Genomic DNA, 20,696 nt, shown 5'->3' with positions numbered 1-20,696 from the left:
GGACGCGGTTGGAACGCGGTCGAAGCGCCGTCGGGAACGCCGCCTCGCGGGCTTCAGCTCGCGACCTTCGCGGCGACGCGCTCGACGGCCCGGACGGCGACGTCGGGCTGCTCCAGGTAGATGTAGTGGCCGCTCTTCTCCGCGATCGTGAACCTGCTGCGGCCGGACAGCGCCAGCCACCTGCGCTCGCCCGCCGTCCACGACTGCTCCAGGCGCGGGCCGGACCCCGGGACGGCCGCGAGGTACGGCTTCCCGTGCTTGATCACCTCCACCGGGATGTTCCCGACGGAGCGGACCTTCCCGTCCGGCATGGCGAGCCGCTCCGGGTTCTCCCCCTTGAAGACCGCGAGGTTCTGCGCGCGCAGCTGGGCCGCCGGGCCCTTCGCGGACGCGGGGATCGCCGCCGTCAGGTCGGCGAGCATGGTCGGCGGCGTCGCGTCCATCAGGACCAGGCCCTTCACGCGGCCCCGGTGGTCGGGGGCGTACCGCGCGGCGATCAGCCCGCCCATCGAGTGCCCGGCCAGGACGACCGGAGCGTCCCCGGCGATCTCGTCGAGGACCCCGGTGAGGACCTTCCCGGTGCTGCCGAAATCCTGCGGTCCGTCCGGCTTGTCGCTGGCGCCCGCGCCGAGCCGGTCATAGGAGCAGACCCGGTTCTTCTCGGCGAGGGTCTTCTGGAACGCGGCCATCTTGTCCAGCCCGTCGCCCCCGCCGTGCAGCAGGACGACGACCGGCCCGCCGTCCGCCCGCTTGCCCGAGCAGGACACGTTCACCTTCTTCCCCGCGACCTCGATCTTCTTCGTCCCGGTGAAGGTGGCGGCCCTGTGCGCGTTCATGAACGGGAAGGAACCCGCGTCGTCATCGCACCCGGTCAGCCCCGCACCGGCCACCGCGCAGCAGATCGCGGCCACGGCGAGCGTCCTGAGCTTGCGAATCATCCTGTCCTCCAGCGTAAGAAAACCGCGGCCCGGCGAAATTGCCATTGCCTGGGATTTCGCGACGGGAACGCCGCGCTCACGCAGAGAACGCTAAGGATTCGACGACTACGCGATCATCACCGCACGGAGGACATTCCCGAGTAGCTCGCGCGGGGGACGGGTACGGCCGGCGCGCTCACCTCCGCCCGTTCGCCGCCGGCCGCCCGCAAAGCGCCGGACGCGTCAGTCCACGCCCCAGGACCGGAGCTTCTCCGGATTCCGCACCGCCCAGATGTGCTTGATCCGGCCGTCCGCGATCTCGAACGCGTAGACCGTCGAGGTGACGCCTCCGTACTGGGCGACCAGGCCGGGCTGGCCGTTCACGGTGCGCTCCAGGAGCAGCGTCAGGCCCCGGGACCGGACGGCGATGCCGGCGCAGTAGCGCGCGATCCGCTCGCCGCCCTCGATCGGGTGCAGCGTGGCGCTGGCCAGGCCGCCGCCGTCGACGGTGAGGGTGGCGCCGGGATCGAGGAGGCCGACGAGCGCGCCGACGTCGCCGGCCGCCAGGGCCTCCTTGAAGTCCCGGACGATGCCGGCCTGCCGGGCCGCCGGAGCCGCGGGCGGCCCGGCGTCGCGGATGCGGCGGCGGGCCGAGGACGCCAGCTGGCGGCACGCCGCCGGGGTGCGCCCGGTGATCTCCGCGATCTCCGCGAAGGGGTAGCGGAACACGTCGTGCAGGACGAGCGCGACGCGTTCCGCCGGGGTCATCGCATCGAGCACGACGAGGAAGGCCATGCTGACCGACTCGTCCAGGGTGATCCGGTCGGCCGGGTCGGGCGGGGCGGTGCCCACGCGGCCGCTGACCCACTGCCCGGGCTCCGGCACCGGTTCGGGGATCCACTCGCCCACATAGCGCTCCCGCCGCGCGCGCGCCGAGCCGAGCATGTCCAGGCAGATGCGCCCGGCGACCTTCGACAGCCAGGCTCCGGGGGACTCGATGGCGTCCCGCTGCGCCCGCGACATCGCGTACCAGCGGGCGTAGGTCTCCTGCACGACGTCCTCGGCCTCGGACACGGAGCCGAGAAGCCGGTAGGCGAGATTGATCAGCCGGCGCCGCTCGCTGATGATCGCGCTCAGGCCCGCGTCGTCGTGCCGCGAATGGTCGGTCATGGTCCCAGAGGCTCCCTGCGTCGGATCCGCCCTCACCTCTCCGACGGGATACCGCACCGGAATGTGAGGCCCCGCCGCCGCCTGACATTCCGGCGGGCCGCCTCGTCGGACCATTGACACCGATCCGCGGCGGGAGCCCGGCGGCCCGCGGTGACCGCCGCCGGCGCCCCCGACCCGCCCGACGCGACAAGGAGATCATCGTGGCGACACCCAGTGCGGCCCCGGCCTCCGGCCCGGCCGACCCGGCGGGCACGACCGGCCGGGACCCGAGACGGTGGCTGATCCTCGCCGTCATCGCCTCCGCCCAGCTCATGGTCGTCCTCGACCTGACCGTCATGAACCTCGCGCTGCCGTCCGCGCAGCGCGCCCTGGGCTTCACGACCGCCGACCGGCAGTGGGTCGTGACCGCGTACGCGCTGTCGTTCGGCAGCCTGCTGCTGTTCTGCGGCCGCCTCGCCGACCTGATCGGCCGCAAGGCGACCTTCCTCACCGGGCTCGTCGGCTTCGCGGCCGCCTCCGCCGCCGGCGGCGCCGCGACCGGCTTCCCCATGCTCGTGACGGCGCGCGCCTGCCAGGGGGTCTTCGGCGCGCTGCTCGCACCGTCCGCCCTGTCCCTGCTCGCCACCACGTTCAAGGACCCGAAGGAGCGCGCCAAGGCGTTCGGCGTCTACGGCATGGTCGCCGCCGCGGGCGGCGGCCTGGGGCTGCTGCTCGGCGGCGCGCTGACGTCCTCCCTGTCCTGGCGCTGGTGCATGTACGTCAACCTGCTCTTCGCCGCGATCGCGATCACCGGCGGCGCGCTGCTGGTGCCCCGGCAGCGGCGGACGCCGGGCGGCCGGCTGGACGTCCCGGGCGTCCTCGCGGTGTCCGGCGGCATGTTCTGCCTGGTCTACGGCTTCTCCAACGCCGCGTCGCACAGCTGGGGCACGCCCTCGGCCTGGGGCTTCCTGGTGGCCGGAGGCGCGCTCCTGGCCCTCTTCGCCGCCTGGCAGTCCCGCGCCGCGCAGCCCCTGCTCCCGCCCCGGATCGTCCTCGACCGCAACCGCGCCGGCGCCTACCTCACCGTCCTGATCAGCGGCGCGGGCACCTTCGGCGTCTTCCTGTTCCTCGTCTACTACATGCAGGTGACGCTGGGATACTCGGCCGTCAGGTCCGGCGTCGCGATGCTGCCGATGGTGGCGCTCAGCGGGACCACGGCCACCCTGGGCAACACCAGGCTGCTGCCCCGCTTCGGCCCGCGGCCGATGGTCGTCGCCGGCATGCTGCTCAACACGGCCGGCATGGTCTGGCTGACGGGGATCGGCGCGCATTCGGCCTACGCGTCGGCGCTGCTCGGCCCGCTCATGGTGACCGGCGCCGGCATGGGCCTCATCTTCGGTATGGCGGCCGCCACCGGCACCTTCGGCGTCGCGCCGCAGGACGCGGGGGTGGCGTCGGCGAGCATCAACACCGGGCAGCAGCTCGGCGGCTCGATCGGCACCGCGCTGCTCAACACCATCGCGGCCAGCGCCACCACCGGCTACCTGACCGACCACGTGCACGGCCGCCCGACGCCGCACCTGCTCCAGCTCGCCGCGATCCACGGCTACACCACGGTGTTCTGGTGGTGCGCGGGCATCTTCGCGACCGGCGCCGTCCTCTGCGGCGCACTGCTCCGGCCGGGGCCCCTGCTCCGTCCCGCCGCAGCCCCCGTCCCGCGGCAGGCCACCGAACCCACCAAAACCCCGGCACCGAACTGACCGCCTCTCGCCCCCGGCACCCGCCAGGAGGGCGGGGTGCCGGGGGAGCGGCGGTGCCTCGACCTGTGGACACCGCTCCCGACTAGTCCTCGAACGCCGGCCGTCGCACCCGGGCGGGGCGGCCGGCGGGGCGCCAGGTGGCGACAAGGGCGGCGGCGAGCAGGAGCTCGGCGACGTCTCCGCCGTAATACATGATCTCCGCACCGCCGCGGACCTGGGCGATGGGTGCGTGCACGTCGATGAGGAATCCGCCGTACATCAGCTGGGCGATGACGGCGTGCAGGGCGATGGCCGCGCCGAGGACGAGCAGCCGTGCTCTGACGCCGGGTCGTGACGGTGCGGGGTCGGGTCCGGCGATGACCCAGGCGAACAGGCACCCCGAGAGCACGAAGTGCGCGTGCAGCAGCCAGTGCAGCGGCGGCCGGGCGGCCGAGGCGTCGTAGAGCGGGGTGAAGTACAGCACGGCAAGGCTGCCGGTGCTGAGCACCAGCGCGGTGATGGGGTTGGCGAGAACCCCCATCGGCTTCGTGCGCAGTACGCCGGTCAGGGTCCGGGCCCGCTGCGCCGGCAGTGCGCGCAGGAGCACGGTGATCGGGGCGCCCAGGACCAAGGCGAGCGGCGCGTACATTCCCAGCAGCATGTGCTGGAGCATGTGGCCACGGAAATCCTCATGCGCGAACGGCGCGATCGGCGGTAGCAGCGCCGCCGCCGACAGGGCGCACCCGGCCAGGAACATCGCCGCGCGCCACCTGTCCCCGGGGCGGGCCGCCCGGCTGCTTCCGCGGTGCGCCAGCAGCAGGTAGGCGACCGCGATGGCAGCCACACCGGCCACCGCGAGCACGGTGTCCCATCCCACGCCGCCGTGCGTCGGCATCGGATGGCCCGGCATCGGATGGCCCGGCATCGGATGGCCCGGCATCGGATGGCCCGGCATCATGCGCGCCGTGACCGGCCGTCGTCGGGCTCGGGGTCGAACGGGGTTCCGGTGCGCTGCACCAGCCATCCGACGCCCACCAGTACCGCGCCCAGCAGGAGGAAGCCCACGTCCCACCAGATCTGGTGCGGGCCGCCGTGCACGTGGTGGATACCGAGGATCTGATGGTCGATGATGCCTTCGACCAGGTTGAACAGCCCCCAGCCGACCAGCATCCACCCCCACAGCACCTGGGAGGTCCACACCCGGCGGCGCCGGTGGGTGACCCGCGAGTACAGGATGGCCAGTCCGGTCAGCACCGCCAGCCAGCACACCACGTGGAACAGGCCGTCCCACACCGTGTTCATCTCCAGCCCGGAGACCGTGTGGGGGTTGTAGTACTTCACCCCGATCCGGTCGGTGTTGGTGCTGGTGAGCATGTGGTGCCACTGCAGGAGCTGGTGCAGCAGGATCCCGTCGACGAAGCCGCCGAGGCCGACCCCAGCACGATCCCGGGCAACCTCAGGCTGGCCGGCCCGGCACCGGCGCCGATCCGTTCGGTGGCGGCGGCCATCGTCTCTCCCTTCCAGGCGCGGGCGTGGCAGCGCCGGGATCAGGCTCCGCCACACGGGCCGCTACCCGGCTCCGACCCGACTATTCGCTCGGGTAGGCGGATCCGCCGTATTCGAGCGGCCGTGCTCGCCATGGGAACTCGTCCACGGCTTCCGAGCGTCTGAGAGCCATGCGAAGGGCTTGGAAGATCGCTGCCGGGACGGCGCTGGGAGTGCTGGCCCTGGGCGCGGTCGAACCGGCCTGGCTCTCCTCGACGGCTTCGGGCAGTGGACTGGCGGGGCAGACGACGGTAGGGCCGACGTGCCCTGCACAGCGCGCCGGGCAAGTGTGCCCCGTTGGCCATGTGAAGATGTCGGCGGTGGTGACGCGGCATGATTGGCCCGGAGTGGCCGCCTTCATCCGGACGGATGGCCAAGGGCGTTTCCGAGTGCGCCTCGCACCCGGCCACTACACGCTTCACGTGGTGCGAAGCCCCTGGCAGTCTTCCCCCACCCCGCTCTTGAGACGATCGACGATCCCCGTCACCGTCCATGCTCACGTGTATGCGCGTGTGGAGATCAACTACGACAGCGGGATCCGCTGAGGCAGCACCCTGGGGCCGGATGACGGGGACGCGCCTCAGAGGCGATGGGCCGGAAGGGTGGGGCCGGTGTCGGTCCAGCCCTGTCTGCGGATGAGGGTGTACCCGTCGAGCTCGCCCGCGAGGCGGCTCTCCACGGCGAGCGGGTGCCCGGTCCGCAAGTCGATGATCAGCCTGGTCTCCATGGCTCCGGTGGCGGTCCAGAAGGCGACGCCGTGGCGGCCGAGGCGGTCGGTGACGGTTCCGCGGCTGCGGTCGATCGGCAGGCGGGCCAGCACCCGGTACAGGGCGGCCTGGACCGCGGGCGGCGCGGGAGCGCCGACCAGCAGGTCGGTGATCTGCTGGAACGTGACGTCCAGCGGGACTGTCCTGCCTGCCTTCGGCTTCGCTGAGGGGGTGGTGGCGTTGAGCCAGAACCCGTCCAGCGTGGCCTTGAGCGCCGTGGGATCTGTGGGCAGCGCGGCGATTTGATCGGGGGTGATGGGTACGCTCGCCGCGGTCGGATAGGTCGGCTCGTCCTGCGAGGTCGTGCGCATACTGCGCCGCAGGGCGAGCGCCGCGGGCGGGGCCGACCGCAGGCCGACGCTCATGCCGTGGATCTCGCACGAGTCGGGACGCGGCGCGCCGGCCCGCCGCCAGGCGCGTTCGTCGGCGCCGCTCAGCCTCCTGTCGGTGACCGCATCGACGACGAGCCAGCTGGGGTCGCGTCCGGATCGGGCTGCCCAGAGCCGGGCGTCGCACGTCGAGGTGTAGCGGTACAAGGGTTTCGCGGTGCCGGGTGGCGGCCCCGCGGCGGTGCCGCCCAGGTAGGTCGCCGTGGTGACGGAGCTGAGGTCGGCCGTCCAGTACCGTCCGGTCGCCGTGTCGGCTTCCTGGAGTGTCGTGGCGGCGACGAGGAGCGCCCGTCGTGCCGACGGCGGACCCGTGTCCGGCCCGGAGGGGCGTGCCATGACGATCAGCCCGGCGACCAGGGCCGCAGCCGCGACGATGGCTCCGCCGTACCGGACGCGCCGCCCGAGCACCCGAGCCGGCGCCCGATCCGGTTCAGGTTCCGACATCGCGCGGGCGCGGACGCGTTCGAGCCGTCCAGGATCGGTGGGCGGGTCGAGCCGGTCCGGCCGGACGGCCGCCATCGTCGCCAGCAGATCGGTCGTCCTACTCATCGGTGTCCCCTTCACTTCCCGGATCCGGGTCGCGGGCCGCGTCGTTGATGTGGCGGTCGAGGTGCCGGCGGGCCCGGTGGATGCGCATGGCCAGCGCGGGCCGGGAGCAGCCCAGGACGTCGGCGGCCTCGCGCGGTGACAGCCCGTGCCAGCCGAGCAGCATCAGGACCTCTCGGTCCCCCTCCGGCAGCGCGGCGAGCGCCCGCAGCAGGACGTTCCGGTCGACGATGAGCTCGGCGACGTCCCCGGTGACCGGCGGCGAGGCCGCCGCCCAGGCATGCAGTTCCGCGGCGATGAGGTCCTGGCGCAGCGCCTGCCGGCACTGCTCCCGGATCACGTTGCGTGCGATGCCGATCAGCCAGGCGAGCGGGACGTCCGGCACCACGTCGCGGCGCCGCCACGCGATGGCGAACGTCTCGCTGGCCACCTCCTCGGCGAGCGTGCTGCCGACCCGCGTCACCGCGTAGGCGTACACGCGGGCGAAGTACCGGCCGAACAGGTCATCGAACCATCCGGTCGAGCCCCGGTCCGCGCACTCGGCGCGAGGCCCTCGACTGCTCACGCCACGCTCGTCCAATCCCGTCACACAGAGAAGTGAGCAGAACAAGCCCGATATCACCAGCGACAAGAGAAATCATGCGCCTCTCGCCCGGGAGCGGTGCCGGAGACCACGGACGCACGGCCGCGCGCGGACCGTCAACGGTGAGCGGCCGACCTGGCCAGGGTCGCCGCCTGGCTTCTCCTCATCTGGGCCGGCTTCGAGATGTCCAACTATGTCGACGGCAGCAGCCCCACTCCAGGCGGCCTGCTGGCCGGGCTTCTGACCCTGCTGGCCTGGGGGGTCATGGTCGTGCCACTGATCGCCGCCGTGGCCACCAAGTGGGTGAGCCGCTGGTGGCTGGTCACGCACTGCCTTGTGGGCAGCGCCTCCTTGGTCCTGATCGTCTACGCCGCGATGTTCGAGAAGGTCGGCTCCTCCGACCTGGGCTGAACTGGCGGCCTCCATTGGGCGGGGCCGTCGGGGGTTCCGCGATTGTTCCGCACGGCTAACCTCGATTGCCGTGACGCCCGGCGACTGGACGGTTCCTTGGTGCCTGGATGAGCCCGTTCATTAGCCTTCACCAGTCGAAGTGAGCCCTTCGTGACACGCAAACGCAGACGGAAGAAGCGGTGGCCCGGCAGGATCGTTGAGGCTCTCGTTGACTTCATCGCCGACCTGCTGAGTTGGCCCTGACCCGCGCACAGCACCCCTGACTCGGCCCTTGTCCCGTCGGCCGACTTTCAACGCCTCGTACATGATCGCGTCCCCCATGTGCCTCTCCGATGTGCCCTGGCGCTTCGGAGGCCTTGACGTCGGCCGGAGCGCATAACGAGCGCGGACCGCAACAGAGGAGCAGACCGGTCCGGAAGGTGATCCCGCGCGAACAGCGCGCAACCCCGTGACAGACCAATGCGCGCGGGAGTGCTCTGCGCGAAGCGGAGCTGCGCCGCATCCGGCTTCGCGACCTGCGGCACGTGACCACAACGCTTCTTAAGCGGCTGGGCTGCCTGGTGGGCGGCTCTGAACTGGTGGGCCTAGGTGGACTTGAACCACCGGCCTCATCCTTCAGTTCGATCACGACCAAGGTCGCTAGCTCGGTTCGCCGTGCTGTCCTTGCGGTGAGGGGTGACGACGTCCGCTGGTGTTCGCTCCTGGTGCTGTCATGGCTGCTGTCACCGCCGTCCGACGCTTGCACGCCGTGTTGAGAAGTTGAGTACGTATAGGAAGATCCTGAGCATGACTCCCCTGCCCGAGCCCGCCGACCTGGCCTCCTTGGTCATGCGCACCGATTTCACCGATGACATGGCCTGGGAGGCTCTGAAAGCAGCGCTCGAAGCCTCCCATAGCGGCGGCGCGACCTACGTCAGCGATCCGGCGTACGCCGGGGTGAGTGTCCAAACGCTAGTCGCCGCGGACGCCGCTGCCGCCGACGAGGAGAAGCTGACCTACCTGTTCCTTGCCGACGCGACCACCATGACCGGGGATGAACGCTCGCTGCTCGCCGTCGATCTATACGAGGAACCCGGTCGTACCTTCCGCCTACCGCCCCGCTGGTACGGCGATGTCTCCGCCAATCTGAGCATCGCGAACATGGACTTCGCCGATTTCGCCGACGCCGCGGACGAGTCCGGTACTTTCCGTGGCTTCGATGGGGACTGATCCTGACGGTCCCATGTGCCCGACACCGCACCCGCAGCCCCGCGCATCAAGTGCCTGTTCACGCGAACGGCGGCAAGCGCGGCCACGCAGCGATGTGCGGCCGGGGGACCGCGCCTTCGGGCGGCATGGCGCGTGGCCGCGCAGCGGCCTGAGCGCCGCCGCCGCTCGATCTCAAACGGTGGAATTCGGCAGTGTTCTAGGGGTCACCGCGCAGGGTGGCGCGCCCTATCGGATGCCAGTCCCAGAGCCGTTCCGGGCCTCGTTGGACGACCAGGTTCACGGCGTTGAGCGTGATCTCGCGGTTAGGAAGCTCGCGGCCGAGTGCGTTGATGAGCGGCTGGGCCGGCTGTTCGGTCTCGCTGTAGGCGATCGTCATGTGCGGCAGCCATTGTGCGGGGCCTTCGGTATGGCCTTCGCGCCCGGTCACCTTCAGCGTGGCTGCCTGGATGGCGGTCCGTACCCGTCCAAGGGCTTCGGTGGGACGAATGGCCAGGATGATGGCCTCAGGGTGGTACAGGATGCGGCCGAGCGTCACGGAAACGGGAGGGATCTCGGCGAGAAGGCTTGACGCCGTCCTGAGCATGTCCTGTTGCTGGTCATCGGTGATCTCGGCGGTCGAGCCGACCACGAGGGTGGTGATGTGCAGCCACTCGGCGGGCGTCATGTGCAGGCCGGTGAAGTCGGCGAGTCGCTGTTGTGCTGCGTCCGCGATGTCCCGCGCCTCGGGTTGGTCGCCCACCAGCATGTGCCAGTAGACGGTTCCCTGCCCCGGTCCTGGTTCTTGGCGGTTCTGCCAGCGGTCGACCATCTGCGCGGGCAGCGGACTCATGAACTCTCCATGTCGGCATCGTCGATCAGGGCGGTGGCATTGACATCGCGGATCGACTGCCTGAACTGAGCGGCGAGAGGACTGGTCGGGCGCTGTCGGGGTCACGGTCCGCGTCGCTACCGAGAGGGCGAACAGGGCTCGGCGGCGGGCTGGCCTCGGGTCCTTGGCGGGCGAGGTCGGCTGCCTCGATGAAGCGGTTCTGCCAGCGCGCCGTCTTGGCTTGGGTGTGCCGCGCGAACGACTCGTTGGCTCCTGTCGGCGGGCCTGTCGCGAACGCGCCGTGCGGGAGCGCGTCTCCGAAGCCCGCCGGAATCCGTCTCTGGATTGCCATCCTCACGTGAAGGTCTCCATGACCATGGAGGGCTACGCTGACGGCGACGTCGAGGACCACTGTCAAAAGCCCCCACCGGTGACCCGGTGGGGGCTCTGAGCTGGTGGGCCTAGGTGGACTTGAACCACCGGCCTCATCCTTATCAGGGATGCGCTCTAACCGACTGAGCTATAGGCCCGCACTGCCGCCGCCCTTGCGGCGCAACCAGAGATTACCCCATGTGGAAGGGCAACCGGAAATCGATTGCCGGGCGGCGGCGGGATCGCGCTACTCGGCCTCCTTGAGGGTGACCTCGACGCCGCCCACGAGGTCGGCGGCGAGGTTGTAGATCACGGAGCCGACCGTCGAGAGGGCGGTGATGAGCAGGACGTTCAGGGCGCCCACGAGGACCGTGTAGCCGAACACGCGGGCGAAGGAGAACCAGTTGCCGGCGTCGACGCCGCCGGTGGTGTCGCCCTGCTGCTTGGTGAGGCTGTTCACGGTGTCGCTGATCGCGTCGAAGACGCCGAGGCCGGACAGGATCACGTACAGCACGACGACGGCGACCACCAGGACGACGAAGCAGACCAGCGACATCACGAAGCTGAACTTCATCACCGACCACGGCTCGAGCCGGGCGAGCTGGAGTTGGGCCTTGCGCGCCGGCTTCGCCTGCGCGGGCGACTTGGAGTTCATCGGGGCGACCGCGGCGGACGGCCGGTCCTTCAGGACGGTCCCGGCGAAGCCGGACCCGGCACGGCCGCCCGAGCCGCCGCCCGACGCGGCGGCGGGCGGCGCGGGAGGGGGCACCGGCGGCTTCTCCGTCCGGCCCGTGGAGACGGAGCCGGACGGTTCGGCGGGCTTGGTCCAGCTGGGCTTGGCGGGCCTGGCGGGCCTGGACGGCTCGGCGGTGTCCCTGACCGGCGCGATCTCCGGCGTCCCGGACGTCTCCGGTTCGGCCTTCAGGTGGGCGAGGTCCACCCGGGTCTCGTCCGAACCGGAGGAGCCCGACGAGGACTTCGAGCCCTTGTCCGGCGCGGCGGCGTCGGAGTCGACCTCGGCGGCGGCCTCGTCCCGGGCGGGCTTCGCGGACGCCGCGGCGACGGTCCCGTCCCCGGACTTCCCGGAGGCGGCCGGGCGGCCGGCGGGCTTGCCGGCCGCCCCCTTGCCGCTGCGGCCCCCGCCGGGCCCGCCCTTGCTCTTGCCGGGCTCCGTGCTCACGTGTCCTCCTGGCCTAGCGGCTCGGTGAGGCGGACGGACGCGTCACTCACCATCGCCCCCCTCGGCGTCGACTGAGTCCTCAATGGTGGACTCTACGTTCCTCGCGATGGCGACCACGCTGTCCCCCTCGGCGAGGTTCATCAGGCGGACGCCCATGGTCTGCCTGCCGGACTGCTTGATCTCCGCTGCGCTGGTGCGGATGACCCCGCCGTTCGAGGTCATGCCGAAGACCTCGTAGTCCGGGCGGACCATCAGAGCCCCTACCAACCTGCCGCGAGATTCCACGATCTTAGCGGTGAGAACTCCCTTACCACCCCGTCCTTGGACCGGGTACTGGTCGACGGGGGTCCGCTTGGCGTAGCCGCCCTCGGTCGCGACCAGGACATCGTGGTCGGAGTCCTTCACGACGAGCATGTTCAGGACTTCCTGGTCCTCCTCGAAGCGCATGCCGATCACGCCGGAGGTGGCGCGGCCCATCGGGCGCAGCGAGTCGTCGTCGGCGTGGAACCGGATCGCCTGCGCGCCGGTGGACACCATCAGCAGGTCGTTCTCGGCGGAGACGAGCCGCGCGGCGATCACCTCGTCGTCGTCGACCAGGTTGATCGCGATGATGCCGCCGGTGCGGGGCGAGTCGAAGTCGCTCAGCGCGGTCTTCTTGACGCGGCCCTTCTTCGTGGCGAGCACGAGGTAGGGGGCGACCTCGTAGTCGCGCAGGTCCATGACCTGGGCGATGTGCTCGTCCGGCTGGAACGCGAGGAGGTTCGCGACGTGCTGGCCGCGCGAGTCGCGCCCGGCGTCCGGCAGCTCGTACGCCTTCGCCCGGTACACCCGGCCCTTGTTCGTGAAGAACAGGATCCAGTGGTGCGTCGTGGTGACGAAGAACTGGTCGACGATGTCGTCCTGCTTCAGCTGCGCGCCGCGGATGCCCTTGCCGCCGCGCCGCTGCGCCCGGTACAGGTCCGTCTTGGTGCGCTTGGCGTAGCCGCCGCGGGTGATGGTGACGACGACGTCCTCTTCGGCGATGAGGTCCTCGTACGACACGTCCCCGTCGAACGGGATGATCTGCGTGCGCCGCTCGTCGCCGAACTTCTCGACGATCGGGGCCAGTTCGTCGCCGACGATCTGGCGCTGCCGCTCCGGCGAGGCCAGGATCTCGTTGTAGTCGGCGATCTCCGCCATCAGCTTGTCGTACTCGTCGGTGATCGCCTGGCGCTCCAGGGCGGCGAGCTTGCGCAGCTGCATGTCCAGGATCGCCTGCGCCTGGATCTCGTCGATCTCCAGCAGGTCCATCAGGCCCTGCTGCGCCTCCGAGGCCGACGGCGACCGGCGGATCAGCGCGATGACCTCGTCGATCCGGTCGAGCGCCTTCAGCAGCGCGCGCAGGATGTGGGCGCGCTCCTCGGCCTTGCGGAGCAGGAAGCGGGTGCGCCGGACGATGACCTCGATCTGGTGCGCGACCCAGTGCCGGACGAACTGGTCGACGCGCAGCGTGCGCGGCACGCCGTCGACCAGCGCGAGCATGTTGGCGCCGAACGTCTCCTGCAGCTGCGTGTGCTTGTACAGGTTGTTCAGGACGACCTTGGCGACCGCGTCCCGCTTGAGGACGATCACCAGGCGCTGGCCGGTCCGGCCGGACGTCTCGTCGCGGACGTCGGCGATGCCGTCGAGCTTGCCGTCCTTGACGGACTCGGCGATCTTCAGCGCGAGGTTGTCCGGGTTGACCTGGTAGGGGAGTTCGGTGACGACCAGGCAGGTGCGGCCCTGGATCTCCTCGACCTCGACGACGGCGCGCATCGTGATGGAGCCGCGGCCGGTGCGGTACGCCTCCTCGATCCCCTTGCGGCCGACGATCAGGCCGGCGGTCGGGAAGTCGGGGCCCTTGATCCGCTCGATCAGCGCCTCGAGCAGCTCGTCGTCGGACGCGCCGTAGTTCTCCAGGAACCAGCGGACGCCGTCGGCGACCTCGCGCAGGTTGTGCGGCGGGATGTTGGTGGCCATCCCGACCGCGATGCCGGCGGAGCCGTTGACCAGCAGGTTCGGGTACCGCGACGGCAGGACGTCGGGCTCCTGGGAGCGGCCGTCGTAGTTCGGGGAGAAGTCGACGGTCTCCTTGTCGATGTCGCGCAGCAGCTCCATCGCCAGGGGGGCCATGCGGCACTCGGTGTACCGCATCGCCGCGGCGGGGTCGTTGCCGCGCGACCCGAAGTTGCCGTTCCCGTCGACCAGCGGGTACCGCATCGACCACGGCTGCGCCAGGCGGACCAGCGCGTCGTAGATCGCCGAGTCGCCGTGGGGGTGGTAGTTCCCCATGACGTCGCCGACGACGCGGGCGCACTTGAAGTAGCCGCGGTCGGGCCGGTAGCCGCCGTCGTACATCGCGTACAGGACGCGGCGGTGGACCGGCTTGAGTCCGTCGCGGACCTCGGGCAGCGCGCGCGCGACGATGACCGACATCGCGTAGTCGAGATAGCTCTTCTGCATCTCGACCTGGATGTCGACCGGTTCGATCCGTTCGCCCGGGTGTCCACCCTCTGTGGTCACGTCCGTCACTCTCAAGACCTCTTCTGCTAAGTGGGAACGAAGTACGACGCCCGATGGGAGCCCCGCCGCCGGTCAGGGCGGGCCGGGGCCGCCGCACCTGTCAGATGTCGAGGAAGCGCACGTCCTTGGCGTTGCGCTGGATGAACTCCCGGCGGGGTTCGACCTCCTCGCCCATGAGCACGCTGAACAGCTCGTCGGCCTGCGCGGCGTCGTCGAGTTGCACCTGCAGCAGGACCCGGTTGTCGGGGTCCATCGTGGTGTCCCACAGCTCGTTGGCGTTCATCTCGCCGAGGCCCTTGAAGCGCTGGACCTGGTCGCGGGGGCGCGGGTCGCGCCTGCCGGCCGCGATCCCGGCCTCGATGATCGCGTCGCGCTCGGCGTCGGAGAAGGCGTAGTCGGCCTCGTTGCCCCGGGCGTCCCACTTGATCTTGTACAGCGGGGGCTGCGACAGGTACACGTGCCCGGCCTCGATCAGCGGCTTCATGAACCGGAACAGCAGCGTCATCAGCAGGGTGTTGATGTGGTGGCCGTCGACGTCGGCGTCCGACATCAGGATGATCTTGTGGTATCGCAGCTTGGAGATGTCGAACTCGTCGTGCACCCCGGTGCCGAGCGCGGTGATGATCGCCTGAACCTCGTTGTTCTTGAGGATCTTGTCGATCCGCGCCTTCTCCACGTTCAGGATCTTGCCCCGGATCGGCAGGATGGCCTGGAAGTGCGGGTCGCGGCCGCCCTTCGCCGAGCCGCCCGCCGAGTCGCCCTCGACGATGTACAGCTCGGACTTGGACGGGTCGGTCGACTGGCAGTCCGACAGCTTGCCGGGCAGCGACGTCGACTCCAGCAGGCTCTTGCGCCGGGTCAGGTCGCGCGCCTGCCGCGCCGCCACACGCGCGCGCGCGGCCTGCGACGCCTTGTTGATGATCTCCTTGGCCTCGCCCGGGTTCTCCTCGAACCAGTCGCGCAGGTGCTCGTTGCAGGCCCGCTGCACGAACGACTTCGCCTCGGTGTTGCCGAGCTTGGTCTTCGTCTGACCCTCGAACTGCGGGTCGGCGAGCTTGATCGAGATGATCGCGGTCAGGCCCTCGCGGACGTCCTCACCGGTGAGGTTGTCGTCCTTCTCGCGCAGCAGCCCCTTGTCGCGCGCGTACCGGTTGACGATCGTGGTCAGCGCCGCGCGGAACCCCTCCTCGTGGGTGCCGCCCTCCGCCGTGTTGATCGTGTTCGCGAACGTGTGCACCGACTCGGCGTACGAGGAGTTCCACTGCATGGCGATCTCCACCGACATGCCCTCGGTGTCGTCGCCGAAGTAGATCGTCGACTCGTGGACCGCTTCCTTGCGCGCGTTGATGTAGCGGACGAAGTCCTCGATGCCGCCCTCGTAGTAGTACTTCACCACGTGCGGCTCGCCGTTGGAGTGGTCGGGGCGCTCGTCGCGGAGGGTGATCGACAGGCCCCGGTTCAGGAACGCCATCTCCTGCATGCGGCGCGACAGCGTCTCGAAGTTCCACTCGAGGGTCTCGAAGATGTCGCCGTCGGGCCAGAAGGTGATGCGGGTCCCGGTCTCGCCGGTCTCCTCGCCCTTCCGCAACTCGGTCTCGGGGCCCTGCCACGTGTAGGACTGCCGCCACACGTGGCCGTCCACCTTGACCTCGGCCTCCAGCCGGGTCGACAGGGCGTTCACCACGGCCGAGCCGACGCCGTGCAGGCCGCCGGAGACCGCGTAGGACTTCCCGTCGAACTTGCCCCCGGCGTGCAGCGTCGTCAGCACCAGCTCGATCGCCGGCCGCTTCTCCACCGGGTGCTCGCCCACCGGGATGCCGCGGCCGTTGTCGACCACGCTGACGCCGCCGTCCGCGCGCAGCGTCACGACGATGTCGTCGGCGTAGCCCGCGAGGGCCTCGTCGACCGAGTTGTCCACGATCTCGTAGACCAGGTGGTGGAGGCCGCGCTCACCGGTCGACCCGATGTACATGCCCGGACGCTTGCGCACCGCTTCCAAGCCTTCAAGGACAGTGATCGAACTAGCGTCGTACGCCAAAGGAGATCCTCCTGCCGGGGATGGTGAGCCGCCCCGCGCCCAGGGGAGCGCGGTGTGCCCCGTACACACATGAGGGCGCCCTAGTGCTCCGTACTTGTTCGGTAGAGCTCCGGGCACCCCATGGCGGTGCAGCATCCTGAACCCGTCATCATTCTACCGGGTCACACGGCGAAAAGTGGCACTCCCGAGCGCTGTGTGCGCGTGTGGCGGCCGAGCGGGCCTGGAGATGCATCCCCCCATAGCCCTAGGGGGGTTCTCTGGCCTACGGCGCCCTCGTTGCTGAACTCATCACCGGGCTTCCCGAACAGATGTTCCCACCCGCCACCGACATCCCGTCACCCCGCGCAACCGGCGCCCCGTCCCCGCGCAGAGCGGCCCGCCGCCTTGTCACTTCCCCGCGACGTCACTTCCCGACGGCCCGCCGCCGCCACTGACCGGCGATTCAGCGTACGCGCCACGCACCGGTGCGGCGGGGGCCCGACGCCGGGCCGACCACCTTCACCCGGCGGACCGTCCCGTGCCCCAGCTCCTCGTTCAGCCGCCGCACCAGCGTCGACGACAGCAGCCGCAGCTGCGTCGCCCACGTCGTGGAGTCGGCGGCGACGGTGAGCTCCCCGTCCTCGAACCGCTCCGGGCGGGTGTGCTCGGCCAGCTCGGGACCGACGATGCCGGCCCAGTTGCCGAACACGCCGCCGACCGCCGCGCGCTGCTCCCACCCGCGCGTGGCCAGCAGCTCCCGGATCGCCGCGCCGAACGCCTTCGGGTCGCCGCCGCGGCCCGGGTCCCGCGTGCGGACGGGCTTCGCCGCGCCCTTGCGCCGGCCGCCCTGGCCGGGCAGCGTGCCGCGCTTCAGCGCGTCCGCCTTCGCCTGCGCCAGCGCCTCCCGCGCCAGCTCGATCCCCGACTTCGCCGGGGCCGCCGGCTCCCCGGAGACCCCGGCCGCGGCGGACGCCCCGCCGTCCACAGCCTGGGGATCACCGGCCCCGTCCACACCCCCGGGTTCCGGAGAATTCACCGGACCGGGGGAGTTGTGCACATCCTGTGGATCATCGGCGCCCGAGCCGGGACGGTCTCCCCCGTCCCCCGGCTTCTGGGGATCACTGCTCACCTGCGCCCCCTTCCGGTCAGTCCCGGACGACCCGGCCGTCGGAGACGGTATAGGACCCGCCCGTCAGTTCCTCCGGGACGTCGGCCGGCACCGCCGCGGTGATCAGCACCTGCTCCGCGGGGGCCACCATCTCCGCCAGCCGGCTGCGGCGCCCCGTGTCCAGCTCGGCGAACACGTCGTCGAGGATCAGCACCGGGTCGTCGCCGTCCGCGCGGAGCAGGTCGAACGCCGCGAGCCGCAGCCCCAGCGCGAACGACCACGACTCGCCGTGGCTGGCGTACCCGCGCGCGGGCAGCTCCCCCAGCCGCAGGACGAGTTCGTCGCGGTGCGGCCCGACCAGGCTCACCCCGCGCTCCAGCTCCTGCTTGCGGGCCTCCGCCACACCGGCGAGCAGCTGCTCGGCCAGCCGTCCACGGTCTGTGGACAACTCCTCGGCGCCCAGCGAGCTCCGGTAGTGCAGATCCGCCAGGCCGCTGGCCGGGGCGAGCGCCGCGTACGCGCGCGAGACGAGCGGGCGCAGCGCCTCCACCAGCTCCAGCCGCCCGGCCAGCAGCTCCGCGCCGGTCCGCGCGAGATGCGCGTCCCACACGTCCAGCGTCGCGAGCACCTCCGGGCCGGGGGACCGGCGGTGCGCCGCCGCCGACCTCAACAGCGCGTTGCGCTGCTTGAGGACCCGCTCGTAGTCGGACCGGACCGCCGCGAACCGGGGAGCCCGCGCCGTCAGCAGCTCGTCCATGAACCGGCGGCGCTCCCCCGGGTCGCCCTTCACCAGTGCGAGGTCCTCGGGGGCGAACAGCACCGTCCGCAGCATCCCCAGGATCCCCCGCGGCCTGGGGACGGGAGACCGGTTCAGCCGCGCCCGGTTCGCCTTCCCCGGGTTGATCTCGAGCTCGATCAGCGCCTTGCGGTCGTCCTTCACCACCCCCGCGCGGACGATCGCGCGCGGCGCGCCCTGCCGGACGAGCGGCGCGTCCGTCGCGGCGCGGTGGCTGCCGTGCGACGCGACGTACCCGATCGCCTCGACCAGGTTCGTCTTGCCCTGCCCGTTCGGCCCCACGAACGCGGTCACGCCCGGCGCGAGCGCCACCTCCGCGGTGGCGTACGACCGGAAGTCCTGGAGCGAGAGGTGGGCGACGTGCACGGGACACGAGGGTAGAGCCTTTCGCGCGCCGCCCACACACCCGGCGCGTTCTGTGGATAACTCCGCGGCGGGTCAGAGCTTCGGGGGCTCCACGTCGGCGCCGGGGGAGTCGGCGCCCTTGGCGGACTCGATCGCGTGCCCGCCGAACTGGTTGCGCAGCGCGGCGACGACCCGCATCGCGGGGGAGTCGTCCTGCCGGGAGGCGAACCGCGCGAACAGCGACGCGCTGATCGCCGGCAGCGGCACCGCGTGCTCCACCGCGGCCTGCACCGTCCAGCGCCCCTCGCCGGAGTCGTTGGCGTAGCCGCGCAGGTCGTCCAGCTCCGGGTCGTCCTTGAGGGCGCGGTTCAGCAGGTCCAGCAGCCAGGACCGGATGACCGTGCCCTCCTGCCAGCTGAGGAACGTCTCCGGCACCCGCGTGACCAGCGGGCTCGCCTCGATCAGCTCGTAGCCCTCGCCGAACGCCTGCATCATCGCGTACTCGATGCCGTTGTGGACCATCTTCACGTAGTGGCCCGCGCCGATCTTCCCCGAGTGCACGAAGCCGTACTCGCCCTCCGGCTTCAGCGTCTCGAAGATCGGCATCATCCGCTTCACGTTCTCGTCGTCGCCGCCGACCATGAGCGCGTAGCCGTTCTGCAGGCCCCACACGCCGCCGCTGACGCCGCAGTCGAGGAACGCGATGCCCTTCGCCGCCAGCTCCTCGCCGTGCCTCTGGTCGTCCACATAGTGTGAATTACCGCCGTCCACGACGAGGTCGCCCTCGTCGAGGACCTCCCCCAGCTTGTTGACGGTGTCCTGGGTGGGGCCGCCCGCGGGCACCATCACCCACACGGCACGGGGCGGGGTGAGGCGCCGGGCCAGCTCCTCGACCGAGCCGACGTCGCTGAGATCGGCGTTGTGGTCGTACCCGATGATCGTGTGACCGCCGCGCCGCAGCCGCTCGGCCATGTTGGCGCCCATCTTGCCCAGGCCGATGATGCCCAGCTCCATGCTCACTTCTCCCCTGTGCGTTACTGCCCGTGCCCGTCCGCGGGGGCGACTCCCCCGCGGACCGGTCGTCTCCCCCAGGTATGCCCTAGGACCGGTCTTTACCCAGACAACCGCACCGGCATGATCAGATAACGGTAGTTCGGGTTCTCACCGTCCTGCGGCGGCTTGCCGGTCAGCACCGCCGGCTTGGTCGGCGTCGTGAAGGACAGCCGCGCGACGTCCGAGCCGATCGCCGAGAGCCCGTCGAGCAGGAACCCGGGGTTGAAGGCGATGTCGATGTCCTCGCCCTCCAGCGTGGCCTCCAGGGCCTCCACGGCCTGCGCCTCGTCGCCCGTCCCCGCCTCCAGGACGACCTCGCCCTGGCTGAACGACAGCCGCACGGGGGTGTTGCGCTCGGCGACCAGCGACACGCGCTTCACCGCCTCGATGAACTGCCCCGTGTTCACCTCCGCCAGACCCGCGTACTCACTCGGCAGCAGCGACCGGTACTTGACGAAGTCGCCGTCCAGCAGCCGCGAGGTGGTGCGGCGCCCGCCGCCCTCGAAGCCGATCATGCCCTCGCCGGCGCCGCCGGTCCCGGCGAGCGCCATCGACACCTCGGCGCCCGCGGTCAGCGACTTGGCGGTGTCGGCGAGCGTCTTCGCCGGGACGAGCGCGACCGCGGAGAAGTCCGGCCGCTCCGGCTTCCAGTGCAGCTCCCGGACGGCCAGCCGGTACCGGTCGGTCGACGCGAGCGTCACCGTCTCGCCCTCGATCTCCACACGCACACCGGTGAGCATGGGGATCGTGTCGTCCTTGCCCGCGGCGATCGCGACCTGCGCGACGGCCGCGGCGAACTCGTCGCTGCCCACCGCGCCCGCGGCCGGCGGCATCTCCGGCAGCGACGGGTAGTCCTCCACAGGCATGGTGAGGAGGGTGAACTTCGCGCTCCCGCAGCGCAGCATCACCTTCGCGCCGTCGGTCGTCACCTCCACAGGGTGGGGAGGAAGGCTGCGCGAGATCTCGGCGAGCAGGCGGCCGGACACCAGCGCCGTCCCCGCCTCCTCCACGTCGATCTCCGTCGAGACCTGCGCGGAGACCTCGTAGTCGAACGCCGACAGCTTCAGGCGGTCGTCGTTGCCTTCGCCTCCGGCGACGATGTGCATGCCCGCGAGCACCGGCACCGGGGGCCGGACCGGCAGCGTGCGCGCCGTCCAGGCCACGGCGTCGGCCAGGGCGTCTCTGTCGATGCGGAACTTCAAGGGGACCCGCCTCCTGCAG

The 20,696-nt window shown here is 70.9% G+C and carries 18 protein-coding genes and 1 tRNA gene; 4 read left to right on the top strand and 15 right to left on the bottom strand.

All coding sequences use genetic code 11. The features are described 5' to 3' along the window. Positions 1–53 precede the first annotated feature (53 nt). Complete coding sequence (locus J4557_RS08040) at positions 54–938, bottom strand: alpha/beta fold hydrolase (protein WP_208265774.1); 885 nt, start codon at positions 936–938, stop codon at positions 54–56. A gap of 222 nt (positions 939–1,160) precedes the next feature. Then, positions 1,161–2,087, bottom strand: a complete 927-nt coding sequence (gene sigJ / locus J4557_RS08035) for an RNA polymerase sigma factor SigJ (RefSeq protein WP_208265773.1) — start codon at positions 2,085–2,087, stop codon at positions 1,161–1,163. A 200-nt stretch (positions 2,088–2,287) separates the two neighbouring features. Here sigJ and J4557_RS08030 point away from each other — a divergent pair, with 200 nt between their 5' ends. Beyond that, the gene (locus J4557_RS08030) at positions 2,288–3,826 is read left to right on the top strand and encodes an MFS transporter (RefSeq protein WP_208265772.1); all 1,539 of its coding nucleotides are present in this window, start codon (positions 2,288–2,290) and stop codon (positions 3,824–3,826) included. 82 nt (positions 3,827–3,908) lie between these two features. Here the strand turns inward: J4557_RS08030 and J4557_RS08025 are convergent, their stop codons facing one another. Both J4557_RS08025 and J4557_RS08020 read right to left on the bottom strand, forming a co-directional pair. After that, entirely contained in the window at positions 3,909–4,658 is a 750-nt protein-coding gene (locus tag J4557_RS08025; RefSeq protein WP_307799527.1) for a cytochrome c oxidase assembly protein, read from the bottom strand. A 101-nt stretch (positions 4,659–4,759) separates the two neighbouring features. Next, positions 4,760–5,194, bottom strand: a complete 435-nt coding sequence (locus J4557_RS08020; RefSeq protein WP_243775470.1) for a DUF2243 domain-containing protein — start codon at positions 5,192–5,194, stop codon at positions 4,760–4,762. Here J4557_RS08020 and J4557_RS49375 point away from each other — a divergent pair. Continuing rightward, positions 5,183–5,476, top strand: coding sequence for a hypothetical protein (locus tag J4557_RS49375; RefSeq protein WP_243775475.1), 294 nt, complete (start codon positions 5,183–5,185; stop codon positions 5,474–5,476). The two genes, J4557_RS08020 and J4557_RS49375, sit on opposite strands and share 12 nt — an antisense overlap. A gap of 454 nt (positions 5,477–5,930) precedes the next feature. Here the strand turns inward: J4557_RS49375 and J4557_RS08015 are convergent, their stop codons facing one another. Both J4557_RS08015 and J4557_RS08010 read right to left on the bottom strand, forming a co-directional pair. Then, on the bottom strand, positions 5,931–7,055 hold the full coding sequence (locus J4557_RS08015; protein WP_208265771.1) for a hypothetical protein: 1,125 nt from the start codon (positions 7,053–7,055) through the stop codon (positions 5,931–5,933). After that, complete coding sequence (locus J4557_RS08010; protein ID WP_208265770.1) at positions 7,048–7,617, bottom strand: RNA polymerase sigma factor; 570 nt, start codon at positions 7,615–7,617, stop codon at positions 7,048–7,050. Before J4557_RS08010 ends, J4557_RS08015 begins: the two co-directional genes overlap by 8 nt. A gap of 201 nt (positions 7,618–7,818) precedes the next feature. On the opposite strand from J4557_RS08010, the gene J4557_RS08005 reads away from it, so the two are divergent. Continuing rightward, positions 7,819–8,046: a hypothetical protein gene (locus J4557_RS08005; protein ID WP_208265769.1), complete on the top strand. Its 228-nt coding sequence runs from the start codon at positions 7,819–7,821 to the stop codon at positions 8,044–8,046. A gap of 786 nt (positions 8,047–8,832) precedes the next feature. Then, positions 8,833–9,255 (top strand): DUF6924 domain-containing protein, encoded by a 423-nt coding sequence (locus J4557_RS08000; RefSeq protein ID WP_208265768.1) that lies wholly within the window; start codon positions 8,833–8,835, stop codon positions 9,253–9,255. Positions 9,256–9,451: 196 nt separating this feature from the next. Here the strand turns inward: J4557_RS08000 and J4557_RS07995 are convergent, their stop codons facing one another. The 9 genes from J4557_RS07995 to dnaN form a co-directional block, all read right to left on the bottom strand. Beyond that, positions 9,452–10,084, bottom strand: a complete 633-nt coding sequence (locus tag J4557_RS07995) for a 2'-5' RNA ligase family protein (protein ID WP_208265767.1) — start codon at positions 10,082–10,084, stop codon at positions 9,452–9,454. 432 nt (positions 10,085–10,516) lie between these two features. Further along, positions 10,517–10,593 (bottom strand) — tRNA-Ile (locus J4557_RS07990). An 89-nt stretch (positions 10,594–10,682) separates the two neighbouring features. Continuing rightward, on the bottom strand, positions 10,683–11,615 hold the full coding sequence (locus tag J4557_RS49370; protein ID WP_307799524.1) for a DUF3566 domain-containing protein: 933 nt from the start codon (positions 11,613–11,615) through the stop codon (positions 10,683–10,685). Between the two features lie 42 nt (positions 11,616–11,657). Beyond that, complete coding sequence (gene gyrA / locus J4557_RS07980; RefSeq protein WP_208265766.1) at positions 11,658–14,165, bottom strand: DNA gyrase subunit A; 2,508 nt, start codon at positions 14,163–14,165, stop codon at positions 11,658–11,660. Between the two features lie 91 nt (positions 14,166–14,256). Then, on the bottom strand, positions 14,257–16,194 hold the full coding sequence (gene gyrB / locus J4557_RS07975) for a DNA topoisomerase (ATP-hydrolyzing) subunit B (protein WP_208265765.1): 1,938 nt from the start codon (positions 16,192–16,194) through the stop codon (positions 14,257–14,259). Positions 16,195–16,636: 442 nt separating this feature from the next. Beyond that, on the bottom strand, positions 16,637–17,158 hold the full coding sequence (locus J4557_RS07970) for a DciA family protein (RefSeq protein ID WP_208265764.1): 522 nt from the start codon (positions 17,156–17,158) through the stop codon (positions 16,637–16,639). A gap of 160 nt (positions 17,159–17,318) precedes the next feature. Beyond that, positions 17,319–18,443 carry a DNA replication/repair protein RecF gene (gene recF, locus J4557_RS07965; protein WP_208265763.1) on the bottom strand — a complete coding sequence of 375 codons (1,125 nt, stop codon included), beginning with the start codon at positions 18,441–18,443 and terminating at the stop codon, positions 17,319–17,321. Positions 18,444–18,515: 72 nt separating this feature from the next. Continuing rightward, positions 18,516–19,436 (bottom strand): phosphogluconate dehydrogenase (NAD(+)-dependent, decarboxylating), encoded by a 921-nt coding sequence (gene gnd, locus J4557_RS07960; RefSeq protein WP_208265762.1) that lies wholly within the window; start codon positions 19,434–19,436, stop codon positions 18,516–18,518. Between the two features lie 98 nt (positions 19,437–19,534). After that, positions 19,535–20,677 (bottom strand): DNA polymerase III subunit beta, encoded by a 1,143-nt coding sequence (gene dnaN, locus J4557_RS07955; RefSeq protein ID WP_190857656.1) that lies wholly within the window; start codon positions 20,675–20,677, stop codon positions 19,535–19,537. Between the last annotated feature and the right edge of the window lie 19 nt (positions 20,678–20,696).

The sequence above is a fragment of the Actinomadura nitritigenes genome (genome assembly GCF_017573545.1).
Classification (GTDB): Bacteria; Actinomycetota; Actinomycetes; order Streptosporangiales; family Streptosporangiaceae; genus Spirillospora; species Spirillospora nitritigenes.
Note: the sequence above shows the minus strand (reverse complement) of the source record. Positions and strands in the feature narration are given on the sequence as shown.

Bases quoted from the DNA above. Each gene is read 5' to 3' on its own strand.
- J4557_RS08000 (WP_208265768.1), top strand. From the start codon at position 8,833: ATGACTCCCCTGCCCGAGCCCGCCGACCTGGCCTCCTTGGTCATGCGC.
- J4557_RS08005 (WP_208265769.1), top strand. From the start codon at position 7,819: ATGTCCAACTATGTCGACGGCAGCAGCCCCACTCCAGGCGGCCTGCTG.
- gnd (WP_208265762.1), bottom strand. From the start codon at position 19,436: ATGGAGCTGGGCATCATCGGCCTGGGCAAGATGGGCGCCAACATGGCC.
- sigJ (WP_208265773.1), bottom strand. From the start codon at position 2,087: ATGACCGACCATTCGCGGCACGACGACGCGGGCCTGAGCGCGATCATC.
- J4557_RS08015 (WP_208265771.1), bottom strand. From the start codon at position 7,055: ATGAGTAGGACGACCGATCTGCTGGCGACGATGGCGGCCGTCCGGCCG.
- J4557_RS08040 (WP_208265774.1), bottom strand. From the start codon at position 938: ATGATTCGCAAGCTCAGGACGCTCGCCGTGGCCGCGATCTGCTGCGCG.
- J4557_RS07995 (WP_208265767.1), bottom strand. From the start codon at position 10,084: ATGAGTCCGCTGCCCGCGCAGATGGTCGACCGCTGGCAGAACCGCCAA.